This is a genomic window from Allobosea sp. NPDC003192 (genome assembly GCF_050275675.1).
GTDB lineage: Bacteria > Pseudomonadota > Alphaproteobacteria > Rhizobiales > Beijerinckiaceae > Allobosea.
The window spans coordinates 21316-39757 of the sequence record NZ_JBNNPK010000026.1; the positions used below are offsets into that span (position 1 = coordinate 21316).

Sequence of the window (18442 nt, forward strand, 5' to 3'; positions counted from 1 at the left end):
GGAAGCGGGATCGCGTCTCCGGCAGGTTCCGCAGCCGAGATCAAAGAGGCTTCCCATGCGCATGAGCGAGATTCCCTTCGGCACGACCGACTGGTCGACCGTCGAGCCCGAATATTTTGCAGGAGAGCAGGGGCAGGCGATCTGGCGCACGCGCCGTTTCGGGCCGGCGGACAATCCTATCCGCGTGCGGATGGTCGAGTACACGCCCGGCTATGTCTCGGACCATTGGTGCGAGAAGGGGCATATCCTGCTCTGCCTTGAAGGCGAGCTGGAGACGACGTTGGACGACGGGCGTGTGTTCCTGCTGCAGGCCGGGATGAGCTATCAGGTCGCCGACAAGGCCGAACCGCATCGCTCGCGCGCGCCGAAGGGCGCGCGGCTGTTCATCGTCGACTGAGCTTCAGCTCCTGACGATCTCGTCGGCGCTATAGCCCTGGGCGTAGAGCAGAGCGGTGAGATCGGCATGGTCGAGGCGGGCATCGGCTGCGGCCGCGACCGCCGGCTTGGCGCGATAAGCGACACCGAGCCCGGCTTCGCCGAGCATGGCGAGATCATTGGCGCCGTCGCCGACCGCGAGCGTCGCTTCATCCGGCAGGCCGAAGCGGGCGCGCAGCTCGACGAGGGCGTCGAGCTTGGCCTGCTTGCCGAGGATCGGCTCGGCGACGAGCCCCGAGAGCAGGGCGCCTTCGCTGAGCAGGATGTTGGAGCGGTGCTCGTCGAAGCCGATCGTCCGGCTGATCGGGCCGGTGAAGACGGTAAAGCCGCCCGAGACCAAGGCTGTGTAGCCGCCATGGGCGCGCATGGTGTGCACCAGGGCGCCACCGCCGGGGGTCAGCGTGATCCGCTCGTCGATGATTTCATCGACCACCTTCAGTGCGATACCCTTGAGCAAAGCGACGCGCTCGCGCAGGGCCGGCTCGAATTCGAGCTCGCCACGCATGGCCCGCTCGGTGATGTCGGAGACTTTCTCCTTTAGGCCGACATAGGCAGCGAGTTCGTCGATGCACTCCTGTCCGATCATTGTCGAATCCATGTCGGCGAGGAACAAGCGTTTGCGGCGGGTCGCGGCCGGCTGGACGATGATGTCGACGGGAGCGCCGCCCAGCGCCTCGCGCAGTGTCGCTTCGAGCTTGCGCGCATCGTCGGCTTCCGCGAAGAGGTCGGCCGCGATCTCGCCATCGAGGCGCTCGATCGTCGTCGGGGCCGGCGTGGCGGCGCGCAGGCGGGCGAGCAGGCCATCGTCGAGCAGGGCCTGACCATGGGCGGAGACGAGGGTGGCGACGAGGATCATGCTGGAGCCGGAAGCGAAGTGAAGTACAGCGCGGTGCTCATCGCAGGTCCGACCGCGAGCGGCAAGTCGGCGCTGGCTGTCGAGCTTGCCAGGCGTTTTGGCGGCGTCGTGGTCAATGCCGACTCGATGCAGGTCTATCGCGACCTTGAGGTCATCACGGCGCGGCCGACGCCGGAGGAGATGGGCGGCGTGCCGCACCGGCTTTACGGGCACATCGATGGCGCCGTGAACCACTCCGCCGCGGCCTATGCGGCCGAGGTCACGGCGCTGCTTCAGGAGCTGGCGGGGCGGGGCGCCTTGCCGGTGCTGGTCGGCGGCACCGGGCTCTACTTCAAGGCGCTGACCGAGGGGCTTTCAGACATCCCGCCGGTGCCGGACGACGTTCGCATAGCCTTCCGGGCCCGCGTCGAAGGCTACGAGACCGGCGAATTGCACGCCGAGCTCGCTGGCAAGGATCCAGAGATGGCAGCGCGGCTGCGACCGAGCGATCGTCTGCGGGTGATGCGGGCGCTGGAAGTGTTCGAGGCGACCGGGCGCTCGCTGGCGAGCTTCCAGGGGGCGCGGCGGCCGGGTCCGCTGGCGGGGCAGAGCTTGCTCAAACTCTTCCTTGCGCCGGAACGGGAGCTGGTGCGGGGCCGGATCGACGCTCGCTTCGATGTGATGATGGAGCAGGGGGCTCTCGACGAGGTCGCGGCGCTGCGCGAGCGGCGGCTCGATCCGCTGCTGCCGGTGATGCGTGCCCATGGCGTTCCCGGGCTGATCGCCTATCTCGACGGCCGACTCTCGCTCGATGAGGCGGTGGCGCGTGGCAAGGCCGATACGCGCGCCTATGCCAAGCGGCAGGTGACCTGGTTCCGGCACCAGATGGAGGGCTGGACAGCGGCGGCGCCGGAGACGGCCCTGGATGTGGCGCTTGCGGCTTGCGCTGACGACGCCTCGCTTGCCGGCTCTAATCCCGCTTGACCATGCGGCGCTGCTCGTTTAGCGTCCGGCAACTTTCGTTTCGACAGGGCTGCGACATGCGCAAGCTTATTATCGTAGAGGTGCGCTGGTAGGGGCCGGTTTAACAACCGGGCGTCCCCGACGCCAGCGCACGCCCAGGCCCCTCCGAGGGCCTTTTTTATTGCCTTTTTCCGACCGACACCGACAGACAGACCTCCGCAGGAGACCGTTATGAGCGAGATGATGACCGGCGCCGAGATGGTCGTTCGCGCCCTCCAGGACCAGGGCGTGGAGCATCTCTTCGGCTATCCCGGCGGCGCGGTGCTGCCGATCTACGACGCGATCTTCCAGCAGGACAAGGTCAAGCACGTGCTCGTCCGCCACGAGCAGGGCGCCGTCCATGCCGCCGAGGGCTATGCCCGTTCGGCGCCGGGCAAGGTCGGCTGCGTCCTCGTCACCTCCGGCCCCGGCGCGACCAACGCGGTCACCGGCCTGACCGACGCGCTGCTGGATTCGATCCCGCTCGTCGTCATCACCGGCCAGGTCCCGACGCATCTGATCGGCTCGGACGCCTTCCAGGAATGCGATACGGTCGGCATCACCCGCTCCTGCACCAAGCACAACTATCTGGTGAAGAGCATCGCCGACCTGCCGCGCGTCCTGCACGAGGCCTTCTATGTCGCCGCCAATGGCCGGCCGGGCCCGGTCGTCATCGACATCCCCAAGGACATCCAGTTCGCGACCGGCGCCTATAGCCGCCCGCGCGACAACCAGCACAAGACCTACCGGCCGGTGGTCAAGGGCGACCTCAACAAGATCAAGGCGGCGGTCGAGCTGATCGCCAAGGCGAAGAAGCCGGTGTTCTACACCGGAGGCGGCGTCATCAATGCCGGCCCGCACGCCTCGGCGCTGCTGCGCGAGCTTGCTCGCCTGACCGGCTATCCCGTCACCTCGACGTTGATGGGCCTCGGCGCCTTCCCGGCCGCCGACAGGCAGTGGCTCGGCATGCTCGGCATGCACGGCACCTACGAGGCGAACCTCGCCATGCATGACTGCGACGTCATGATCAACATCGGTGCGCGCTTCGACGACCGCATCACCGGCCGGCTCGACGCCTTCTCGCCGCACTCCAAGAAGATCCACATCGACATCGATCCGTCCTCGATCAACAAGAACGTCAAGGTCGATATCGGCATCGTCGGCGATTGCGCTCATGTGCTCGAGGACATGGTCCGGCTCTGGCGCGAGACGAGCCCCCAGATCGACAAGACTGCGCTCACCGCCTGGTGGACGCAGATCGACGCCTGGCGGGCGCGCAAGAGCCTCGCTTACAAGCGCTCGGAGACGATCATCAAGCCGCAATATGCGCTGGAACGCCTCTATGCGCTGACCAAGGATCGCGACACCTACATCACGACCGAGGTCGGCCAGCACCAGATGTGGGCGGCACAGTATCTGCATTTCCAGGAGCCGAACCGCTGGATGACCTCGGGTGGGCTCGGGACGATGGGCTACGGCCTGCCGGCGGCTGTCGGCGTGCAGATGAAGCATCCCAAGGCTCTCGTCATCGACGTTGCCGGCGAGGCCTCGATCCTGATGAACATCCAGGAGATGTCGACGGCGGTGCAGTACCGGCTGCCGGTCAAGATCTTCATCCTCAACAACGAGTACATGGGCATGGTGCGCCAGTGGCAGGAATTGCTGCATGGCGGGCGCTATTCGGAGAGCTACTCGGCCTCGCTGCCGGACTTCGTCAAGCTGGCGGAGGCTTATGGCGGCCATGGCATCCGCTGCTCCGACCCGAACGATCTCGACCGCGCCATCATGGAAATGATCGAGACGCCCGGGCCGGTGATCTTCGACTGCCTGGTGGCGAAGGAAGAAAACTGCTTCCCGATGATCCCGTCGGGCAAGGCGCATAACGAGATGATCCTGCCTGATTTCGAAGGCGATACCGGCGAGATCATCGACGCCAAGGGCAAGCAGCTCGTTTGATAGGGCAACGTCATGCTCGGGCTTGACCCGAGCATCTCAGGTGGAGTGGGCACCAGCTGGCGCCTTCTCGTCAGGAGATTCTCGGGTCTGCGCTTCGCTGCGCCCGGGAATGACGGCCTCGGCACAGGGGGACCATATGGCGACCATCGGCCTGATCGGCGGGATGAGCTGGGAATCGACGGCGGTCTACTACCGGCTGCTGAACGAGGGCGTGCGGGCGCGCCAGGGCGGGCTGCATTCGGCCGACGTCCTGCTGCACTCGATCGACTTTTCGCCGATCGCCGAAATGCAGGCGAAGGGCGATTGGGATCGGGCCGGGGCGGCGATGGCGTCGAGTGCGCGCCGGCTCGAGCAGGGCGGGGCGGCCTGCATCCTTCTCGCCACCAACACCATGCACAAGCTCGCCGACCACATCACGCAGGCGACGAACCTGCCCTTCCTGCACCTCGCCGACGTCACCGCCAAGGCGATCCGCAAGACGACAACGCGCCGCCCGCTGCTGCTGGCGACCCGCTTCACCATGGAGCAGCGCTTCTATCGTGACCGGCTCGGCGCCTTTGGCGTCGAGGCACTGGTGCCGAACGAGGCGGAGCGGACGGATGTCCACCGCATCATCTATGAGGAGCTCTGCCGCGGAGTGGTCGAGCCGGCCTCGAAGGCGCGCTATCGCGAGATCGTCGCCAGAGCGGTGCGGGAAGAAGGCGCCGACGGCGTCATCTTTGGCTGCACCGAGATCGGGCTGCTGGTCTCGCAGGCCGATTTCGATATCCCGGCCTTCGATACCACGGCGCTGCATGTCGAGGCCGCCCTCGACTTCACGCTGGCGATGGAGCAGGCGGCGTGACCCGCCGATTGCTTCAGGTCATGAATGAGATCACGAAAAGGCGCGGGATCGTCGTTCCGTGTCTCGATAGCGTCCGCGCTCCCTTCGCAGGATGGAGCGCGCCATGAAGCTGATCATTGCCAACAAGACCCATTCTTCCTGGTCGCTGCGGCCTTGGCTCGTCCTCAAGCAGTTCGGCATTCCCTTCGAGGAGGTGCTGATTCCGTTCGGGCCGACCATGGACGATCCCGGCTGGAAGCGCGCCGTCGCCGAGTACACACCTGCCCGCAAGGTCCCCTCGCTGGTCGATGGCGCGATCGCGGTCTGGGATTCGCTCGCCATCATCGAGTACATCGCCGAAACCCATCCGGAGTTGTCGATCTGGCCGCGCGACAAGGCGGCGCGGGCACTGGCCCGCTCGATCTCGGCAGAGATGCACTCCAGCTTCACGGCGCTGCGCGGTGCCTGCCCGATGAACCTCGCCTGGGTGCATCCAGCGCGCGATCGCGGCGAGGCGGTTGCGGCCGACATCGCCCGCATCACCGAGATCTGGCGCGATGCTCGCCAGCGTTTCGGGACAGGCGGCCCCTTCCTGTTCGGTGAGTTCAGCGCGGCCGATGCGATGTTCGCGCCGGTCGCGACCCGCTTCACCACTTATTCGATCGCGCTCGATCCGGTCAGCGCCGCCTATGTCGAGGCGGTACAATCGACCGAGGGGTTCAAGGCCTGGCGCGAAGCCGCGCTGACCGAGCCCTGGATCGTATCCGTCGACGAGCTCGACGAGCCCGTCCTCACCGATTTCCGCCCAAATCTCAGCCGAAGCCGAGCCCAGACATGAACACGACGCATTATCCGAGCGCCCCGACCGCCCAGCCGATCGCCCGCCATACGCTGGCGGTGATCGTCGACAACGAGCCGGGCGTTCTCGCCCGCATCGCCGGGCTGTTTTCCGGCCGCGGCTACAATATCGAGAGCCTCACCGTCTCGGAGACAGAGCACGAGAAGCACCTCTCGCGCATCACCGTCGTCACCTCCGGCACGGCGAACGTGATCGATCAGATCAAGGCACATCTCGACCGGCTGGTGCCGGTCCACCGCGTCGTCGACCTGACGTTGCAGGGCGAGGCGATCGAGCGCGAGCTCTGCCTTGTCAAGGTCGTCGGCAAGGGCGACCACCGCGTCGAGGCGATGCGGCTCGCCGCCGCCTTCGACGCGCGCACGCTCGATGCGACGCTGACCTCCTTCGTCTTCGAGCTGACCGGCGCGACCGAGGAGATCGAGCGCTTCATCAAGCTGATGACCGTGGTCGGCCTGACCGAGGTCTCGCGCACCGGCATCGCGGCGATGAGCCGCGGCGCGGAGGCGATGTGACGTTTTGATTCTGCGCGAATTCTCTTCGTTCGGCCGATCCCGGCCGAACGGAAAGCGCGCTAAGCTCACTGCGGCATGAGTCGCAGCCTAACGATCGCGATCATCGGGTGCGGGACCGCCGGTTTGGCGGCCGCACTCCTGCTCGAACGTGCCGGCCACAAGGTCACGCTGGTCGAGCGCTTCAGCGAGCCGCAACCGCTCGGCTCCGGCCTGATCCTGCAGCCGAGCGGGCTCGCGGTCCTCGACGCGCTCGGCCTTGCCGTTCCGCTGATCGCTACCGGCAGCCGGATCGACCGGCTGTTTGGCCTGAACGCCGTCACCGGCTCCGTTGTTCTCGATGTCCACTATGCCGCGATGAAGCGCGAGCGCTTCGGCGTCGGCATCCATCGCGCAGCGTTGTTCGAGACGCTGTTCGCGGCCGTGCAGATGCGGCCGGTCGCGATCGATACGGGGGTCGAAGTCGGCGACATCAATGCTGCTGACGACGGCAAGGTCACGCTGCTCGATGCAAGCGGCCGCCGCATCGGCCCGTTCGATCTCGTCGTCGATGCCTCCGGCACGCGCTCGCCGCTGCTCGGGCATGCCGCCAAGCCGGCTGCGCGGGTGCCGCTGAGCTATGGCGCGCTCTGGGCCAATGTCCCGCTCGCTGGCACCGGCTTCGACCGCCATGCGCTGGAACAGCGCTATCGCCGCGCCAGCGTGATGGTCGGGGTGCTGCCGATTGGATGCCAGGGCGGCGAGCCGGAGCCACAGGCGGCTCTGTTCTGGAGCCTGAAGGCCGATGCGCTCGATGCCTGGCGCAGTGCTGGCCTCGCGGCGTGGAAAGGCGAGGTCGAGCGGGTCTGGCCGGCGACTGCTCCGTTGCTCGCGCATATCACCGAGCCCGCACAACTGACCTTCGCGAACTACCGCCACCAGACGCTGCCGCTACCTTATGGCCGGCGGATCGCCTTCATCGGCGACGCCGCGCATTCGACCAGCCCTCAGCTCGGGCAGGGAGCGAACATGGCCCTGCTCGATGCCTATGCGCTGGCGGTGGCGCTCGATCAGGCCGCCGATCTCGACGCTGCGCTACTCCGCTATGCCCAGCTGCGCCGCTGGCACGTCCGGCTCTACCAGGCGGCGAGCCGGATGTTCACGCCGTTCTACCAGTCGGACAGCGCCGTGCTGCCGTTGATCCGCGATCGGGTCGTGCCGCCTTTGGCGCGATTGCCGGGCATCGACCGGATGCTGGCGCTGCTGGTCTCCGGGCTGATCGGCGATCCCTTGCGGCGGCTGGGGTTGAAGGAGCCGGCGATTGCTGCTGAAAGCGATCGTCCGGCGCTCGCCGGGGAGGGGGCTGAGCGGTGACGATCGGACTCAATGAAATCTCGCTTGGCCTTGGCGCCATCGGCTTCGCCTGCTTTGCCTGGCCGATCTATCAGCGGCTGTCCGGCAAGGCCGAAGCCGAGCCGCTCGGCTCGGGCAAGAGCCTGCGCTCGCCGCTGTGGTGGGCCGGCTTCGTGCTGACGGTCGTGGCGATCTTCCTGCAGCGCATCGTGGCGCAGCATCCGGCGGGTGGCTGAGGGCTCTTGATCGCCTGCGCCGATCGGCGGCAAATGCGCTGCATGACCTCTTGCGCATGAGTGGATGATGTCGATCCATCTCGAACTTCGCAGCTATCGCGGCGGCGACCGCCATCGCCACGACTACAGCCAGATCCTGCTGCCGATGCAGGGCGCGATGCGGCTCGACGTCGAGGGGCATCGCAGCGTCGTGTCGAGCCAGTGCGTGGCGATCATCCCGCGCGAGCACGAGCACGATTTCGAGCCGACGGCCGATTGCAGCATGCTCATTCTCGATGTCGAGGCGGGAGCCTTCGCCGGCGAGGCCGAGCCGGCCCTATTGCGCGATCCCGTCCCGTCGCTGACCCGCGTCGAGCCCTGGCTGTGGCGGATGTTCCGCCAGCTCGGGGCCGAGGTCGAAGCCGGCGCCTGCCGGCCGAGCGATGCGGCGCGGATGGCAATGGCGGGGCTTCAATTGATCCAGCCGACCGTCGCGCCCCGGCCCTTGTCGCGGGCGGAGGGCCGAGTGCTCGATGTCGCCCACGAGGGCGGGGCAGGCAGCGTCGCGGAGATGGCGCGGACCGCCGGCCTCGGCCAGAGCCGGTTTCACGCCCTATTTCGCGCGACGACAGGCCAGTCGCCGAAGCAATCGCAATTGACCCGGCTGTTCGACGAGGCCGCCGAGCAGTTGGTCAAGACGGCGCTGCCGGTCTCCGAGATCGCCTACGCCCTCGGCTACCAGAACGCCTCGTCCTTCAATCGGCAGTTCAAGCGGCGCTTCGGCCTGACACCGTCGGAGTTCCGTGCCGCGAGCCGGAGCCGATAAGCGCAGCTTCGATCAAGTCGTTCGGAGTTTCGCCTCATCACGGCTGTGCGGGTGGTCGCTATGGTTCACGCGACGCTGCATCCATGAGGACCACCCGCGATGAAACTCACTGATTTCAAGGTTCTGACCTTTGACTGCTACGGCACGCTGATCGACTGGGAGACCGGGATCTGGAACGCGCTGCAGCCGCTGATCAGTGCCGGCGGGCTCAAGCTCGACCGGGAAGAGGCGCTGGCGCGCTTCGGCAAGATCGAGAGCGAGATGGAAGAGGCGGGGCCGTCGCTGCGCTATTCGACGCTGCTCGCTGCCGTCCATGCGCGCCTCGCCAAGGATCTGGGCGTCCATATCCACGCCGATCTGAACGAGCGCTTCGGCGGCTCGGTGCCGGACTGGCCGGCCTTTCCGGATTCGGCCGAGGCACTCGCCTATCTCAAGCGGCACTACAGACTGGTGATCCTCTCCAATGTCGACCGCACGAGCTTCGCGGCCAGCAATCGCAAGCTCGGCGTCACCTTCAACGCGATCTACACCGCCGAGGATATCGGCTCCTACAAGCCCGACCCGCGCAACTTCGCCCATCTGCTGGCGCATCTTGAGGCCGATCTCGGCCTGAAGCCCGGCGATGTCTTGCACACCGCGCAAAGCCTGTTCCACGACCATGTCCCGGCGGAACGCGTCGGGCTGGCGCGGGCCTGGATCGACCGGCGCTTCGGCATGGCCGGCAGCGGCGCGACGCAGATTCCCGCGAACCAGCCGAAGGTCGACTTCCATTTCAAGAGCATGGCCGAACTGGCCGAAGCTCATCGGAAAGTTACGGGTGGCTGATCAGCCGCTGAAGCCGCCATCATCGAGAAAACGCCGCTCCTCGGCCGAGCTCTCCCGGCCGAGGACGGCGTTGCGGTGCGGGAAGCGGCCGAAATCGCGAATGATGTCGCGATGGATGACGGCGTATTTGACCGAGTCTTCATCGCCCGAAGCCTCGCTCAAGGCGACGCAGCGTTCCTGGTCGGCGAGATCCTCGGAGTGCATGAACGGCATGTAGAAGAAGCGCTTCTCCGGATTGTCGAAGGCCTCGTCGAAACCGCGCGTGATTGCCCGGCCGGCGACATCGCGCGCCAGCGGGTCGGCGGCGAAAGCGTGGGCGGAGCCACGGTTGAGATTGCGCGGGAACTGGTCGAGCAGGACCAGCAGCGCATAGACGCCCTCCGGCGTCTCCTCCCATGCCGAGAACTCGCCGCGCGCAGCAGCGTCGACGAATGGCCGAAAGCGCCTGGCGATCTCGGCGTCGAAGGCGTCGTCCTTGGCGAACCATTTGTCCGGACCGGCCTGCTGCCAGAAGGCGAGGACCTCGGCGGCAGCGGGTGGGGTAGGCTGTGTCATCGTCGGCTCCGGCAAGGCTGTCTCGTGGAGAAGATATAGGTGCCCTGGCAGCACAAGTAGCGATGAAATTTCTCCAGCGCGCCCTTGCGCCCCGGCAAGCCGTGCGCTAGATGCCAGAACCGTAACGTACGGTACTCTCTGGATCGATGAACGACATCGCGACCCATAGCCAAGGCGAAGCGCTGAGCGAGCGGCAACAGGCCGTGCTCGACGCCGTGCTGGCGCTGATGGTGGAGCAGGGCGACCAACTCACCATGACCGCGGTGGCGCGGCGGGCGAGCTGCTCGAAGGAGACGCTGTACAAATGGTTCGGCGACCGCGACGGCCTGCTGACCGCGACGGTCCAGTGGCAGGCTTCGAAGGTCCGTGCCGACAACTATGATCGCCAGGCACTCGATGCGGCGACGCTGCGCAAGAGCCTGCGGGACTTTGCCGAGAACTGGCTGAGCGTGATCACGAGCCAGACCTCGATCGCGCTCAATCGCGCCGCCATCGGCCATGCCGCCTCGGGCAAGAGCAATCTCGGCGGGATCGTGCTGGCGAACGGGCGCGTTGCCATCGGCGAGCGATTGAAGCCCGTTCTGGAGGCAGGCCGCGCAGCCGGGTTGCTCGATTTCGACGACGCCGAGACGGCGTTCCGTACCTTTTTCGGCCTGGTCGGCCGCGACGTTCAGATCAGGCTGCTGCTCGGCGATGCGCTCGCCTCGGGCAAGGCCGAGATCCAGCGCGATGCGGCCCGGGCCACCGACCAGTTCCTCGCACTTCACGGGCGGCCGAAGACCGCACCGAAAGCCTGAAGCAGAGAATTCAACCCAAGGAAGGACGCATCCAATGCGCGTTTATTACGATCGCGACGCCGACATCAACCTGATCAAGGGCAAGAAGGTCTGCATCGTCGGCTACGGCTCGCAGGGCCACGCCCACGCGCTCAACCTGCGCGATTCCGGCGTCAAGGAGATCATCATTGCCCTGAAGGCCGGCTCGGCCACCCGCAAGAAGGCCGAGGAAGCCGGCTTCAAGGTCATGACCCCGTCCGAGGCCGCCAAGGTCTCCGACATCATGATGATGCTGACCCCGGACGAGCTGCAGGGCGACATCTATCGTGACGAGCTGCATGCCAACATGAAGGAAGGCGCCGCCCTCCTGTTCGCGCACGGCCTCAACGTCCACTTCAACCTGATCGAGCCGCGCAAGGACCTCGACGTGCTGATGGTCGCGCCGAAGGGTCCGGGCCACACCGTCCGCTCCGAGTATCAGCGCGGCGGCGGCGTGCCGACCCTGATCGCGATCCACCAGGACGCGACCGGCAACGCCCATGACCTCGGCCTTTCCTATGCCTCGGCCAATGGCGGCGGCCGCGCCGGCATCATCGAGACCACCTTCAAGGAAGAGTGCGAGACCGATCTGTTCGGCGAGCAGGTCGTGCTCTGCGGCGGCCTGGTCGAGCTGATCAAGGCCGGCTACGAGACGCTGACCGAGGCCGGCTACGCCCCCGAGATGGCCTATTTCGAGTGCCTGCACGAGGTGAAGCTGATCGTCGACCTCATCTATGAGGGCGGCATCGCCAACATGAACTATTCGATCTCGAACACGGCCGAGTATGGCGAGTACGTCACCGGCCCGCGCATCATCACCGCCGAGACCAAGGCCGAGATGAAGCGCGTGCTCAGCGACATCCAGTCGGGCAAGTTCACCCGCGACTGGATGCTGGAGAACAAGGTCAACCAGACCTCGTTCAAGGCGACCCGTGCCCGTTACGCCGCCCATCCGATCGAGGAAGTCGGTGCCAAGCTGCGCGACATGATGCCCTGGATCAAGGCCAAGGCGCTGGTCGACAAGACCAAGAACTGAGGCGAACACCCGGCTTCGCACGCAGATTCAACGTTGTGTGAATTCGATTCCGGAAACGCTTGCAACTGCTTGACAACAAAGGAAACGGGCGCCTTCACGGGCGCCCGTTCCGCGTTGAAGGAACCCGTCGCGGGAACCGGCCTCCGCGCTGGGCGTTGATGCTCCAGTCAATACATGCAGGAGCGTGCGATGACCGGCCGGGACGAACTGAAGCACAGGGCGATCGAGCGGCTGCACCAGCGCCAGGCCCGTCACGGGCTGGTCGATGTCGCCAGGCCGTCATCATGGGACGATCAGCTCCCGATCCTGCTGTTGGGTGGTTTTCTCGCCGTCACGCTGCTGGCGAGCGTGCTGATGCGCGCCGTCGGAGGCTGACGGCTCAGAGCGAGTGGAGGTCGTCATGCAGGACGACGTGAGGGAACGCGAGGCGCGCATTCCGGAGAAGGGCGGCGAGCCGATCCCGCCGATGCGGGCGGATGTCCACTCCGACTCCGATCCGGCTGTCGAGACGCCAGTGGAGGCGCGGCAAGGCTTCCTCGACCGGCCCGTGCTGGTCGTCCTCGTCGCCGGACTGGTCCTCGCGATGATCGGCTGGGTCGTTGCGGAGATGTGGGCCTATTGAGCCCTGCACGCCCTGGCATGTGCGAGACAAAAGACATTTCCCGACGAAGCAATTTCAAGCTGAACAGATGGAGGCGATGATGACACCGATCCGTTCGATGCCTGCGTCCCAGGGTTTTCAGTTCAAGTTCGCACATCTGGCGCTGGGCGCCTCTTTTGCCCTCGTCACCATGATTGTCTTTGGCTTGCTGTAGCGCAACAAGGCCCCAAAGCTGGCCCGGTCGAAGCCTGACCGGGCCAGCTTTCGCTTTGAGATCAGGCCGTCGCTGCGGCTCACTCGATCACCCCTGACAGAAGCTGTCACCGAGCCCCAGAGCTTCTGACAGCTCCTGTCAGGCCAAGGGTGTCCTGTGCCGTCTCACAAAGACGGAGACAGGTCATGATCAGCTTCATCATCGGATCGGCCAAGCCTGTGCTCGCAATGGTCGACGCGCTCGGCCGGATCCTCGGCGCGCTCGACAATTGGCTGCAGTCTAGGCGCGATTACCGCACTCTCTCTGAGATGACCGAGCGCGATCTGCGCGATCTCGGACTGCGCGACAGCGATCTGCGCGATAGCAGGGCCGCCCCGTTCTTCGGCGACCCGACCGCGATCATCTCGTTGCGCGTCGAGGAGCGACGCGGCCTTGCGAGCGGACAAAGTGCTGGCGACGTGCTGGATGGCTTGAGCGTTGGGGCATCGTCCCCGGCGGAGCGAAGTTCTCAAGGGGCCGACAGCGTCACGAGCAGCCGGGTGGTCTTCCTCCGGGCGGCGGAGTGAACAGCCCCGCGCAAGGTGATCGCCGACGCCAGCTCGCCGAAACAACGAAAGAGCCGGCCGCGGAAGCGGCCGGCTCTTCGATCGCAGGCGGGATCAGAAGGTGACGTGGTCCTTGATGTCGGCCTCGACATTGGAGGGCAGCACGCTGCGCTTCACCAGATCGTCGAAGTTCTTGAACTTCGCCTTGGCCCGCTCCTCGACGATCTTCTTGGAGCGGGCCTCGCCGATGCCCTTGAGCTGCTCGAGCTCGGCGGCGCTGGCGGTGTTGATGTTGACCTTCTTGGCCTGGGCTTGGGTCGCGGCGGGGGCCGCGGGCTTGGCAGCGGGCGCAGTCGGGGCTCCAGGGGTGGTCACGGGTGCGGCCGGCTTGGCCGGGGTCGTCGGCTGGGTCGCGGTCTGCGCGAGGGCCGGGCCGGCGGCGAGAGCGAGCGCGGCGAGGCCGATAGCGAAACGAGACATCGTCATGGCGTGGACTCCTGTTAAGTCCTGCCCGGGGGAGCTGGATGAGCGCGGATGCCGGGCCGTCCGCGCCGCCGCGCCGGTTACGAACCGGAGGATCCGGTCCAGGCGCGATGGCTGGACTTTCGGCCGGCGCGGCTGAACGCGATCTGAGTCGAGCGTTCAGCTGTCGTTGTGCTTTCCGCCGGGTTTTTGCCGTGATTGGCGCTATTTGCCGGTGAACTGCATCATGTATTCGGAGAAGCGTCCGGCGCCGTAGATCAGGCCGAAGCCCCAGGCGAAGGACGCCGCGAAGTTCGCGACCTGGAAGGGCCAGAACGGCATCTTCACGATGCCGGCGACGAGCGCGATCACCGCCCGGATCGGCCCGAAGAAGTGGCCGATCGCGACGCCGAGCACACCCCATTTCTCGAAGAAGTCATGGCCGCGCTGGAGCAGGGCCGGATTGTCGCGCAATGGCCAATGGTCGTTGACGCGCGGGCCAAGGACGAGGCCGACCCAGTAGGAGACCCAGAAGCCCGAGGCGGCGCCGAGCGCAGCGGCGAGCGAGAGAGGCACGAGGTTGAGTCCGGAGGCTCCGGCGATCGCGCCGAAGGCGGTGAAGAACACCGTCGCCGGCACCAGCCAGGACAGGATCGCGACGCATTCGGCGAAGGCGATGAAGAATACGATCGGCGCGGCCCAGTACTGGTTGACGCGCATGAACGCGACAAGCTCGTGCATCCATTGCTCAAGCGGGGGCATGGGGCGGCGATTCTCCTGAGCGCGGGCGAACGATATCGGGAGCGATAGAACAGAAGCGTCGACTTTTCGCTACTACAACTCCTTCGCTGGCAGGATTCGGTGTCGCAAGGCGGGTTGCCTTCGCGATCCGATCGCCTAGTGTTCGCGGCGAACGGAAATAGGCCGCGCGCGCCGGGACGGCGCCGACGGCAGGGGACGGGATATCCATGGAGTCCAAGGTCAGCCCGCCCGGCGACAAGGGCGCGGCAGCGGAACAGCCAGCGGTCAGGCTCGCCGGCATCGACATCACCTTCCATCTCAAGGGCGGAAGCCGCTATCAGGCGGTGAAGGGCATCGACCTTGCGGTTGCGCCGGGCGAGTTCGTCTCGGTGGTCGGGCCGACCGGCTGCGGCAAGTCGACCCTGCTCAACGCTGCCGCCGGCCTGCTGACGCCGTCGGCCGGCAAGGTCGCGATCTTCGGTCAGCCGCTGTCCGGCCTCAACCGTCGCGCCGGCTATCTCTTCCAGCAGGACGCGCTGATGCCGTGGAAGACGGCGCTCGACAACGTCAAGGTCGCGCTGGAGCCGATGGGCGTCTCGGACGCCGAGGCCGACAAGCGGGCGCGCGATTGGCTCGGGCGGGTCGGTCTGCGTGCCTTCGTCGAGCGCTATCCGCATATGCTCTCGGGCGGCCAGCGTAAGCGCGTGGCGCTGGCGCAGATGCTGATCCGCGATCCCGAGATCCTCTTGATGGACGAGCCCTTCGGGCCGCTCGATGCGCAGACCCGGCAGATCATGGGCAATCTCCTGCTCGACCTCTGGAGCCGCGACCGCAAGGCGCTGATCTTCGTCACGCACGACCTCGAAGAGGCGATCGCACTCTCCGACCGGGTGGTGGTGATGACGGCCGGCCCGGCCGCCGGCATCGTCGCCGATTACAAGGTGCCGCTGGCGCGGCCGCGCGACATCGCGGAGATCAGACTGGAGAAGGCCTTCCACGAGATTCATCGCGACATCTGGGCCTCGCTGCGGGTCGAGGTGCAGAAGGCCTATGCGATGGGCGAGGGCAAGGAACTGGTGGAGGGAGCCGCGTCATGAGCCGCATCAAGCTTCTTTCGCTGCAGATCCTGGTCATGATCGTCTTCCTGGCGATCTGGCATGTCGTCACGACGACCAGCCTGTTCGGCGACATCAAGACGACCCAGTTCTTCTTCTCGACGCCGGCCGACGTGCTGGCCCGGACCTGGAAGCAGCTCACCGGCGCCGACATTTACTGGCATCTCGGCATCACCCTGACCGAGACGGTGCTCGCCTTCGTCATCGGCTCGGCCGCCGGCATCTTCTTCGGCTTCGCCTTCGCCCGGAACGCGCTGCTGGCGGCGGTGTTCGACCCCTACATCAAGGCGGCCAACGCCCTGCCGCGCGTCGTGCTGGCGCCGATCTTCGCGCTCTGGTTCGGCCTCGGCATCTGGTCGAAGGTGGCGCTCGGCTTCACGCTGGTGTTCTTCATCGTCTTCTTCAACGTCTACCAGGGCGTGCGCGAGGTCTCGCCGACAGTGCTGGCCAATGCCCGCATGCTCGGGATGAACGAGCGCCAGCTCTTCCGCCATGTCTACTGGCCGTCGGCGCTGACCTGGATGTTCTCCTCGCTCCACACCTCGGTCGGCTTCGCGCTGGTCGGCGCAGTGGTCGGCGAGTATCTCGGCTCGTCAGCGGGGCTCGGCTACAAGATCCACGAGGCCGAGAGCGTCTTCGACGTCACCGGCGTGTTCTCGGGCATGCTGATCCTGGCGATCTTCGTGATCCTGATCGATTCGATCGTGACCCTGGTCGAGAACCGGCTGCTGGTCTGGCGGCCGGGGCAGAGCAGCACGACGACGACGTAAGGTAAGCTTTGCTTGATTCCCGGCGCGAATGAGCGCCATCCTCGCCTTTCCATCATCGGGGGGCGATCATGGAACTCGACGTCTGCGATCGCATCACGGCCGATCCGGCGCCCGAGGACATCTCCCGCGCGATCGACCAGCGCGGGGACGATCCCGACTGGTTCATCACCCTTTCCGACGATGACGGCTATGTCGCAGCGGAGCGGGACGAGCGCGGCCGGTTCCGGCTGGCCTATCATTCGGGCAAGGCGCGGTTCGATGCGGCCGAGACGGTCGATGCCGCTGCGTTGAAGACGATCTTCCTCGCCTATCTCCGTGGCGACGACAGCTGGCGCAAGAACCGGAACTGGTTGCGCAAGGCCTCCCCGGCCAAGGCGGCCGAGGCCAGGGGCGAGCCGCCGACCTGGGCGGTCGTGGCTGTGGTCGCTTCGCTGGCGCTGATCTTCGTGATCGCGGAGGTATTGCCGGAGAGCTGGGTCGAGCGGCTGCCCTTCGCCGGAACGACCATGGGCAATATTGCGCTGATCGCGCTGCCGATGGTGGTGATGGTCGGCGCGATGATCCTCAACGCCGTGCTCAAGGTGCGGCGCGCCAGCAGCTGGGCGCAAGCGCCGGGCCGCGTGATCCGATCGCATATGGCGGTGCGCCGGCCGCCGGAGGGCAACGAGATCGGGACCGTGGTCAACGTCCCCGCCGTGACCTATTCGTTCGCGGTCAAGGGCGTGACCTATCAGGGCACGCGGGTCAGCCTCGGCAACATCAGCGGCAAATATGCGCAGGAGGCGCTGGCACGCTATCCGGCCGGCGCGTATGTGACCGTCTATTACGATCCGGCCGATCCCAGCGACTGCGTCCTGGAGCGCGAGGCGCCGAAGGGCGCGGTCAAGGGCTGCGGCCTTGCTCTGCTCGTCGTCGTGCTCCTCGTCTGGGGGCTCTACTGGGTAGCCACCGGGGGATCCGCAGTCCTCAAGGCGCGCATGCCGGATGCGGATGTCCCGGTGATGCTGTTCGCCGCGCTGTTCGGCGGCGCGGCGCTGCTGCTCTTCGTCGGGCACCGGCGTTATCAGGCGCGCGCCAATGCCTGGCCGGTCACGCCGGGCGAGATCGTTTCCAGCGTCGTCGAGCGGCGCGGCTCGACCGAGAACGGCAAGACGCGCTCGACCTATCTCCCCGTCGTCGAGTTCGCCTACACCGTCGGCGGCGACCGCCTGCACAGCCGGCAGGTGAAGCTCGGCCTCGAGGTTTCGGGCTCGGAGAGCCTTGCGCAAGGGATCGTCGATCGCTATCCGGCCGGCGCGCCGGTGGACGTGCACTACGATCCTCAGGACCCGTCGAACGCGGCTCTGGAAAACCCGACGGAAACGAACTGGATCCTGCTTGGCGTCGCGCTCGCCTGTTTCGCGATCGCGCTCTATGCGAGCCGCATCTTCCGCTAACTCGATTTGTCCGCGCTCTCTTGACCTGGCGGGACGCCGAGCATCCGAACCAGCTCGGCATAGCGCGGCATCAGCTCCTCGCGTCGCTGCATGTCGCGGTTGAACTGCGCCCGCTTGTCGCCGTCGCCGCTTTCGTCCTGTGGTGCGGCTGCTTCCTGGAACATCTCGTCGAGCGCATGGGCCATGGTTCGGTCGCTGAGCCAAGCGAGCTCCTGCTGAAGCGCCGTATATTCCGTCATCAGCTTCAGGCGCTTTTCGACCCAGCTCGGCTCGGTTGGGGCGTCCGCGCGGGCCCCCGATACCTGCGCAACGGTGCTGCCCTGGGCGAGAGCGGTGCGCGCCTGCGCCGACAGATCGACGATGACTGCGTCGTTTAGATCGGGCGCTGCTGCCTGTATGGCCGCAAGCGAAGGGCTTGCGCCCTTTCGAGCCGGCACAGCCGGTGCTGACGCGCTTTGCGAGAATTCACGTGAGGAAGGCGCAGTCCGGGCCGCCACCGCATCCACCATGACCGTCTCCTGTTTCGTCCGTTCTG

General features: G+C 66.3%; 23 protein-coding genes. 18 read left to right on the forward strand and 5 right to left on the reverse strand.

The features are described 5' to 3' along the window. Positions 1 to 55 precede the first annotated feature (55 nt). Positions 56 to 397 (forward strand): DHCW motif cupin fold protein, encoded by a 342-nt coding sequence (locus ACQKLX_RS26445; RefSeq protein WP_427364543.1) that lies wholly within the window; start codon positions 56 to 58, stop codon positions 395 to 397. Positions 398 to 400: 3 nt separating this feature from the next. Here ACQKLX_RS26445 and serB read toward each other — a convergent pair whose 3' ends face one another. Continuing rightward, the gene (gene serB / locus ACQKLX_RS26450) at positions 401 to 1291 is read right to left on the reverse strand and encodes a phosphoserine phosphatase SerB (protein ID WP_427364544.1); all 891 of its coding nucleotides are present in this window, start codon (positions 1289 to 1291) and stop codon (positions 401 to 403) included. Between serB and miaA the strand changes: the two genes are divergently transcribed. The 9 genes from miaA (at position 1259) to ACQKLX_RS26495 (ending at position 9617) form a co-directional block, all read left to right on the forward strand. Next, on the forward strand, positions 1259 to 2254 hold the full coding sequence (gene miaA, locus ACQKLX_RS26455; protein WP_427364545.1) for a tRNA (adenosine(37)-N6)-dimethylallyltransferase MiaA: 996 nt from the start codon (positions 1259 to 1261) through the stop codon (positions 2252 to 2254). The genes serB and miaA overlap by 33 nt on opposite strands. A 210-nt stretch (positions 2255 to 2464) precedes the next feature. After that, positions 2465 to 4228, forward strand: a complete 1764-nt coding sequence (locus ACQKLX_RS26460; RefSeq protein ID WP_427364546.1) for an acetolactate synthase 3 large subunit — start codon at positions 2465 to 2467, stop codon at positions 4226 to 4228. A gap of 136 nt (positions 4229 to 4364) precedes the next feature. Continuing rightward, on the forward strand, positions 4365 to 5072 hold the full coding sequence (locus ACQKLX_RS26465; RefSeq protein ID WP_427364547.1) for an aspartate/glutamate racemase family protein: 708 nt from the start codon (positions 4365 to 4367) through the stop codon (positions 5070 to 5072). A 103-nt stretch (positions 5073 to 5175) separates the two neighbouring features. Further along, positions 5176 to 5889: a glutathione S-transferase family protein gene (locus ACQKLX_RS26470; protein WP_427364548.1), complete on the forward strand. Its 714-nt coding sequence runs from the start codon at positions 5176 to 5178 to the stop codon at positions 5887 to 5889. Beyond that, positions 5886 to 6422: an acetolactate synthase small subunit gene (gene ilvN / locus ACQKLX_RS26475; protein ID WP_427364549.1), complete on the forward strand. Its 537-nt coding sequence runs from the start codon at positions 5886 to 5888 to the stop codon at positions 6420 to 6422. Before ACQKLX_RS26470 ends, ilvN begins: the two co-directional genes overlap by 4 nt. Before the next feature lie 75 nt (positions 6423 to 6497). Next, entirely contained in the window at positions 6498 to 7772 is a 1275-nt protein-coding gene (locus ACQKLX_RS26480) for an FAD-dependent oxidoreductase (RefSeq protein ID WP_427364550.1), read from the forward strand. Then, entirely contained in the window at positions 7769 to 7987 is a 219-nt protein-coding gene (locus ACQKLX_RS26485; protein ID WP_427364552.1) for a hypothetical protein, read from the forward strand. The genes ACQKLX_RS26480 and ACQKLX_RS26485 overlap by 4 nt, the downstream gene beginning before the upstream one ends. A gap of 67 nt (positions 7988 to 8054) precedes the next feature. Further along, positions 8055 to 8792 carry a helix-turn-helix domain-containing protein gene (locus tag ACQKLX_RS26490; RefSeq protein ID WP_427364553.1) on the forward strand — a complete coding sequence of 246 codons (738 nt, stop codon included), beginning with the start codon at positions 8055 to 8057 and terminating at the stop codon, positions 8790 to 8792. 99 nt (positions 8793 to 8891) lie between these two features. Beyond that, positions 8892 to 9617: a haloacid dehalogenase type II gene (locus ACQKLX_RS26495; protein ID WP_427364554.1), complete on the forward strand. Its 726-nt coding sequence runs from the start codon at positions 8892 to 8894 to the stop codon at positions 9615 to 9617. Here ACQKLX_RS26495 and ACQKLX_RS26500 read toward each other — a convergent pair whose 3' ends face one another. Beyond that, complete coding sequence (locus tag ACQKLX_RS26500; RefSeq protein WP_427364555.1) at positions 9618 to 10172, reverse strand: DUF924 family protein; 555 nt, start codon at positions 10170 to 10172, stop codon at positions 9618 to 9620. Positions 10173 to 10318: 146 nt separating this feature from the next. Between ACQKLX_RS26500 and ACQKLX_RS26505 the strand changes: the two genes are divergently transcribed. From ACQKLX_RS26505 to ACQKLX_RS26525, 5 genes are all read left to right on the forward strand, one after another. Continuing rightward, on the forward strand, positions 10319 to 10969 hold the full coding sequence (locus ACQKLX_RS26505; protein WP_427364556.1) for a TetR/AcrR family transcriptional regulator C-terminal domain-containing protein: 651 nt from the start codon (positions 10319 to 10321) through the stop codon (positions 10967 to 10969). A 34-nt stretch (positions 10970 to 11003) separates the two neighbouring features. Beyond that, the gene (gene ilvC, locus ACQKLX_RS26510; protein ID WP_137879603.1) at positions 11004 to 12023 is read left to right on the forward strand and encodes a ketol-acid reductoisomerase; all 1020 of its coding nucleotides are present in this window, start codon (positions 11004 to 11006) and stop codon (positions 12021 to 12023) included. Positions 12024 to 12212: 189 nt separating this feature from the next. Then, positions 12213 to 12398, forward strand: a complete 186-nt coding sequence (locus ACQKLX_RS26515; RefSeq protein ID WP_427364557.1) for a hypothetical protein — start codon at positions 12213 to 12215, stop codon at positions 12396 to 12398. A gap of 25 nt (positions 12399 to 12423) precedes the next feature. Then, positions 12424 to 12645 carry a hypothetical protein gene (locus ACQKLX_RS26520; RefSeq protein WP_427364558.1) on the forward strand — a complete coding sequence of 74 codons (222 nt, stop codon included), beginning with the start codon at positions 12424 to 12426 and terminating at the stop codon, positions 12643 to 12645. 378 nt (positions 12646 to 13023) lie between these two features. Beyond that, complete coding sequence (locus ACQKLX_RS26525; protein ID WP_427364559.1) at positions 13024 to 13404, forward strand: DUF1127 domain-containing protein; 381 nt, start codon at positions 13024 to 13026, stop codon at positions 13402 to 13404. A 93-nt stretch (positions 13405 to 13497) separates the two neighbouring features. Here ACQKLX_RS26525 and ACQKLX_RS26530 read toward each other — a convergent pair whose 3' ends face one another. Beyond that, the gene (locus ACQKLX_RS26530) at positions 13498 to 13869 is read right to left on the reverse strand and encodes a ComEA family DNA-binding protein (protein WP_427364560.1); all 372 of its coding nucleotides are present in this window, start codon (positions 13867 to 13869) and stop codon (positions 13498 to 13500) included. 201 nt (positions 13870 to 14070) lie between these two features. Then, a complete protein-coding gene (locus ACQKLX_RS26535; RefSeq protein WP_427364561.1) occupies positions 14071 to 14607 on the reverse strand; it encodes a DedA family protein in 537 nt (178 codons plus the stop codon). A gap of 206 nt (positions 14608 to 14813) precedes the next feature. Here ACQKLX_RS26535 and ACQKLX_RS26540 point away from each other — a divergent pair, with 206 nt between their 5' ends. The 3 genes from ACQKLX_RS26540 to ACQKLX_RS26550 all read left to right on the forward strand — a co-directional run bounded on the left by ACQKLX_RS26540 (position 14814) and on the right by ACQKLX_RS26550 (position 17907). Then, a complete protein-coding gene (locus tag ACQKLX_RS26540; RefSeq protein ID WP_427364562.1) occupies positions 14814 to 15683 on the forward strand; it encodes an ABC transporter ATP-binding protein in 870 nt (289 codons plus the stop codon). After that, entirely contained in the window at positions 15680 to 16471 is a 792-nt protein-coding gene (locus ACQKLX_RS26545) for an ABC transporter permease (RefSeq protein WP_427364563.1), read from the forward strand. Before ACQKLX_RS26540 ends, ACQKLX_RS26545 begins: the two co-directional genes overlap by 4 nt. A gap of 68 nt (positions 16472 to 16539) precedes the next feature. Next, entirely contained in the window at positions 16540 to 17907 is a 1368-nt protein-coding gene (locus ACQKLX_RS26550; protein ID WP_427364564.1) for a DUF3592 domain-containing protein, read from the forward strand. Here the strand turns inward: ACQKLX_RS26550 and ACQKLX_RS26555 are convergent. Further along, positions 17904 to 18416: a hypothetical protein gene (locus ACQKLX_RS26555; RefSeq protein ID WP_427364565.1), complete on the reverse strand. Its 513-nt coding sequence runs from the start codon at positions 18414 to 18416 to the stop codon at positions 17904 to 17906. The two genes, ACQKLX_RS26550 and ACQKLX_RS26555, sit on opposite strands and share 4 nt — an antisense overlap. Positions 18417 to 18442: the final 26 nt, after the last annotated feature.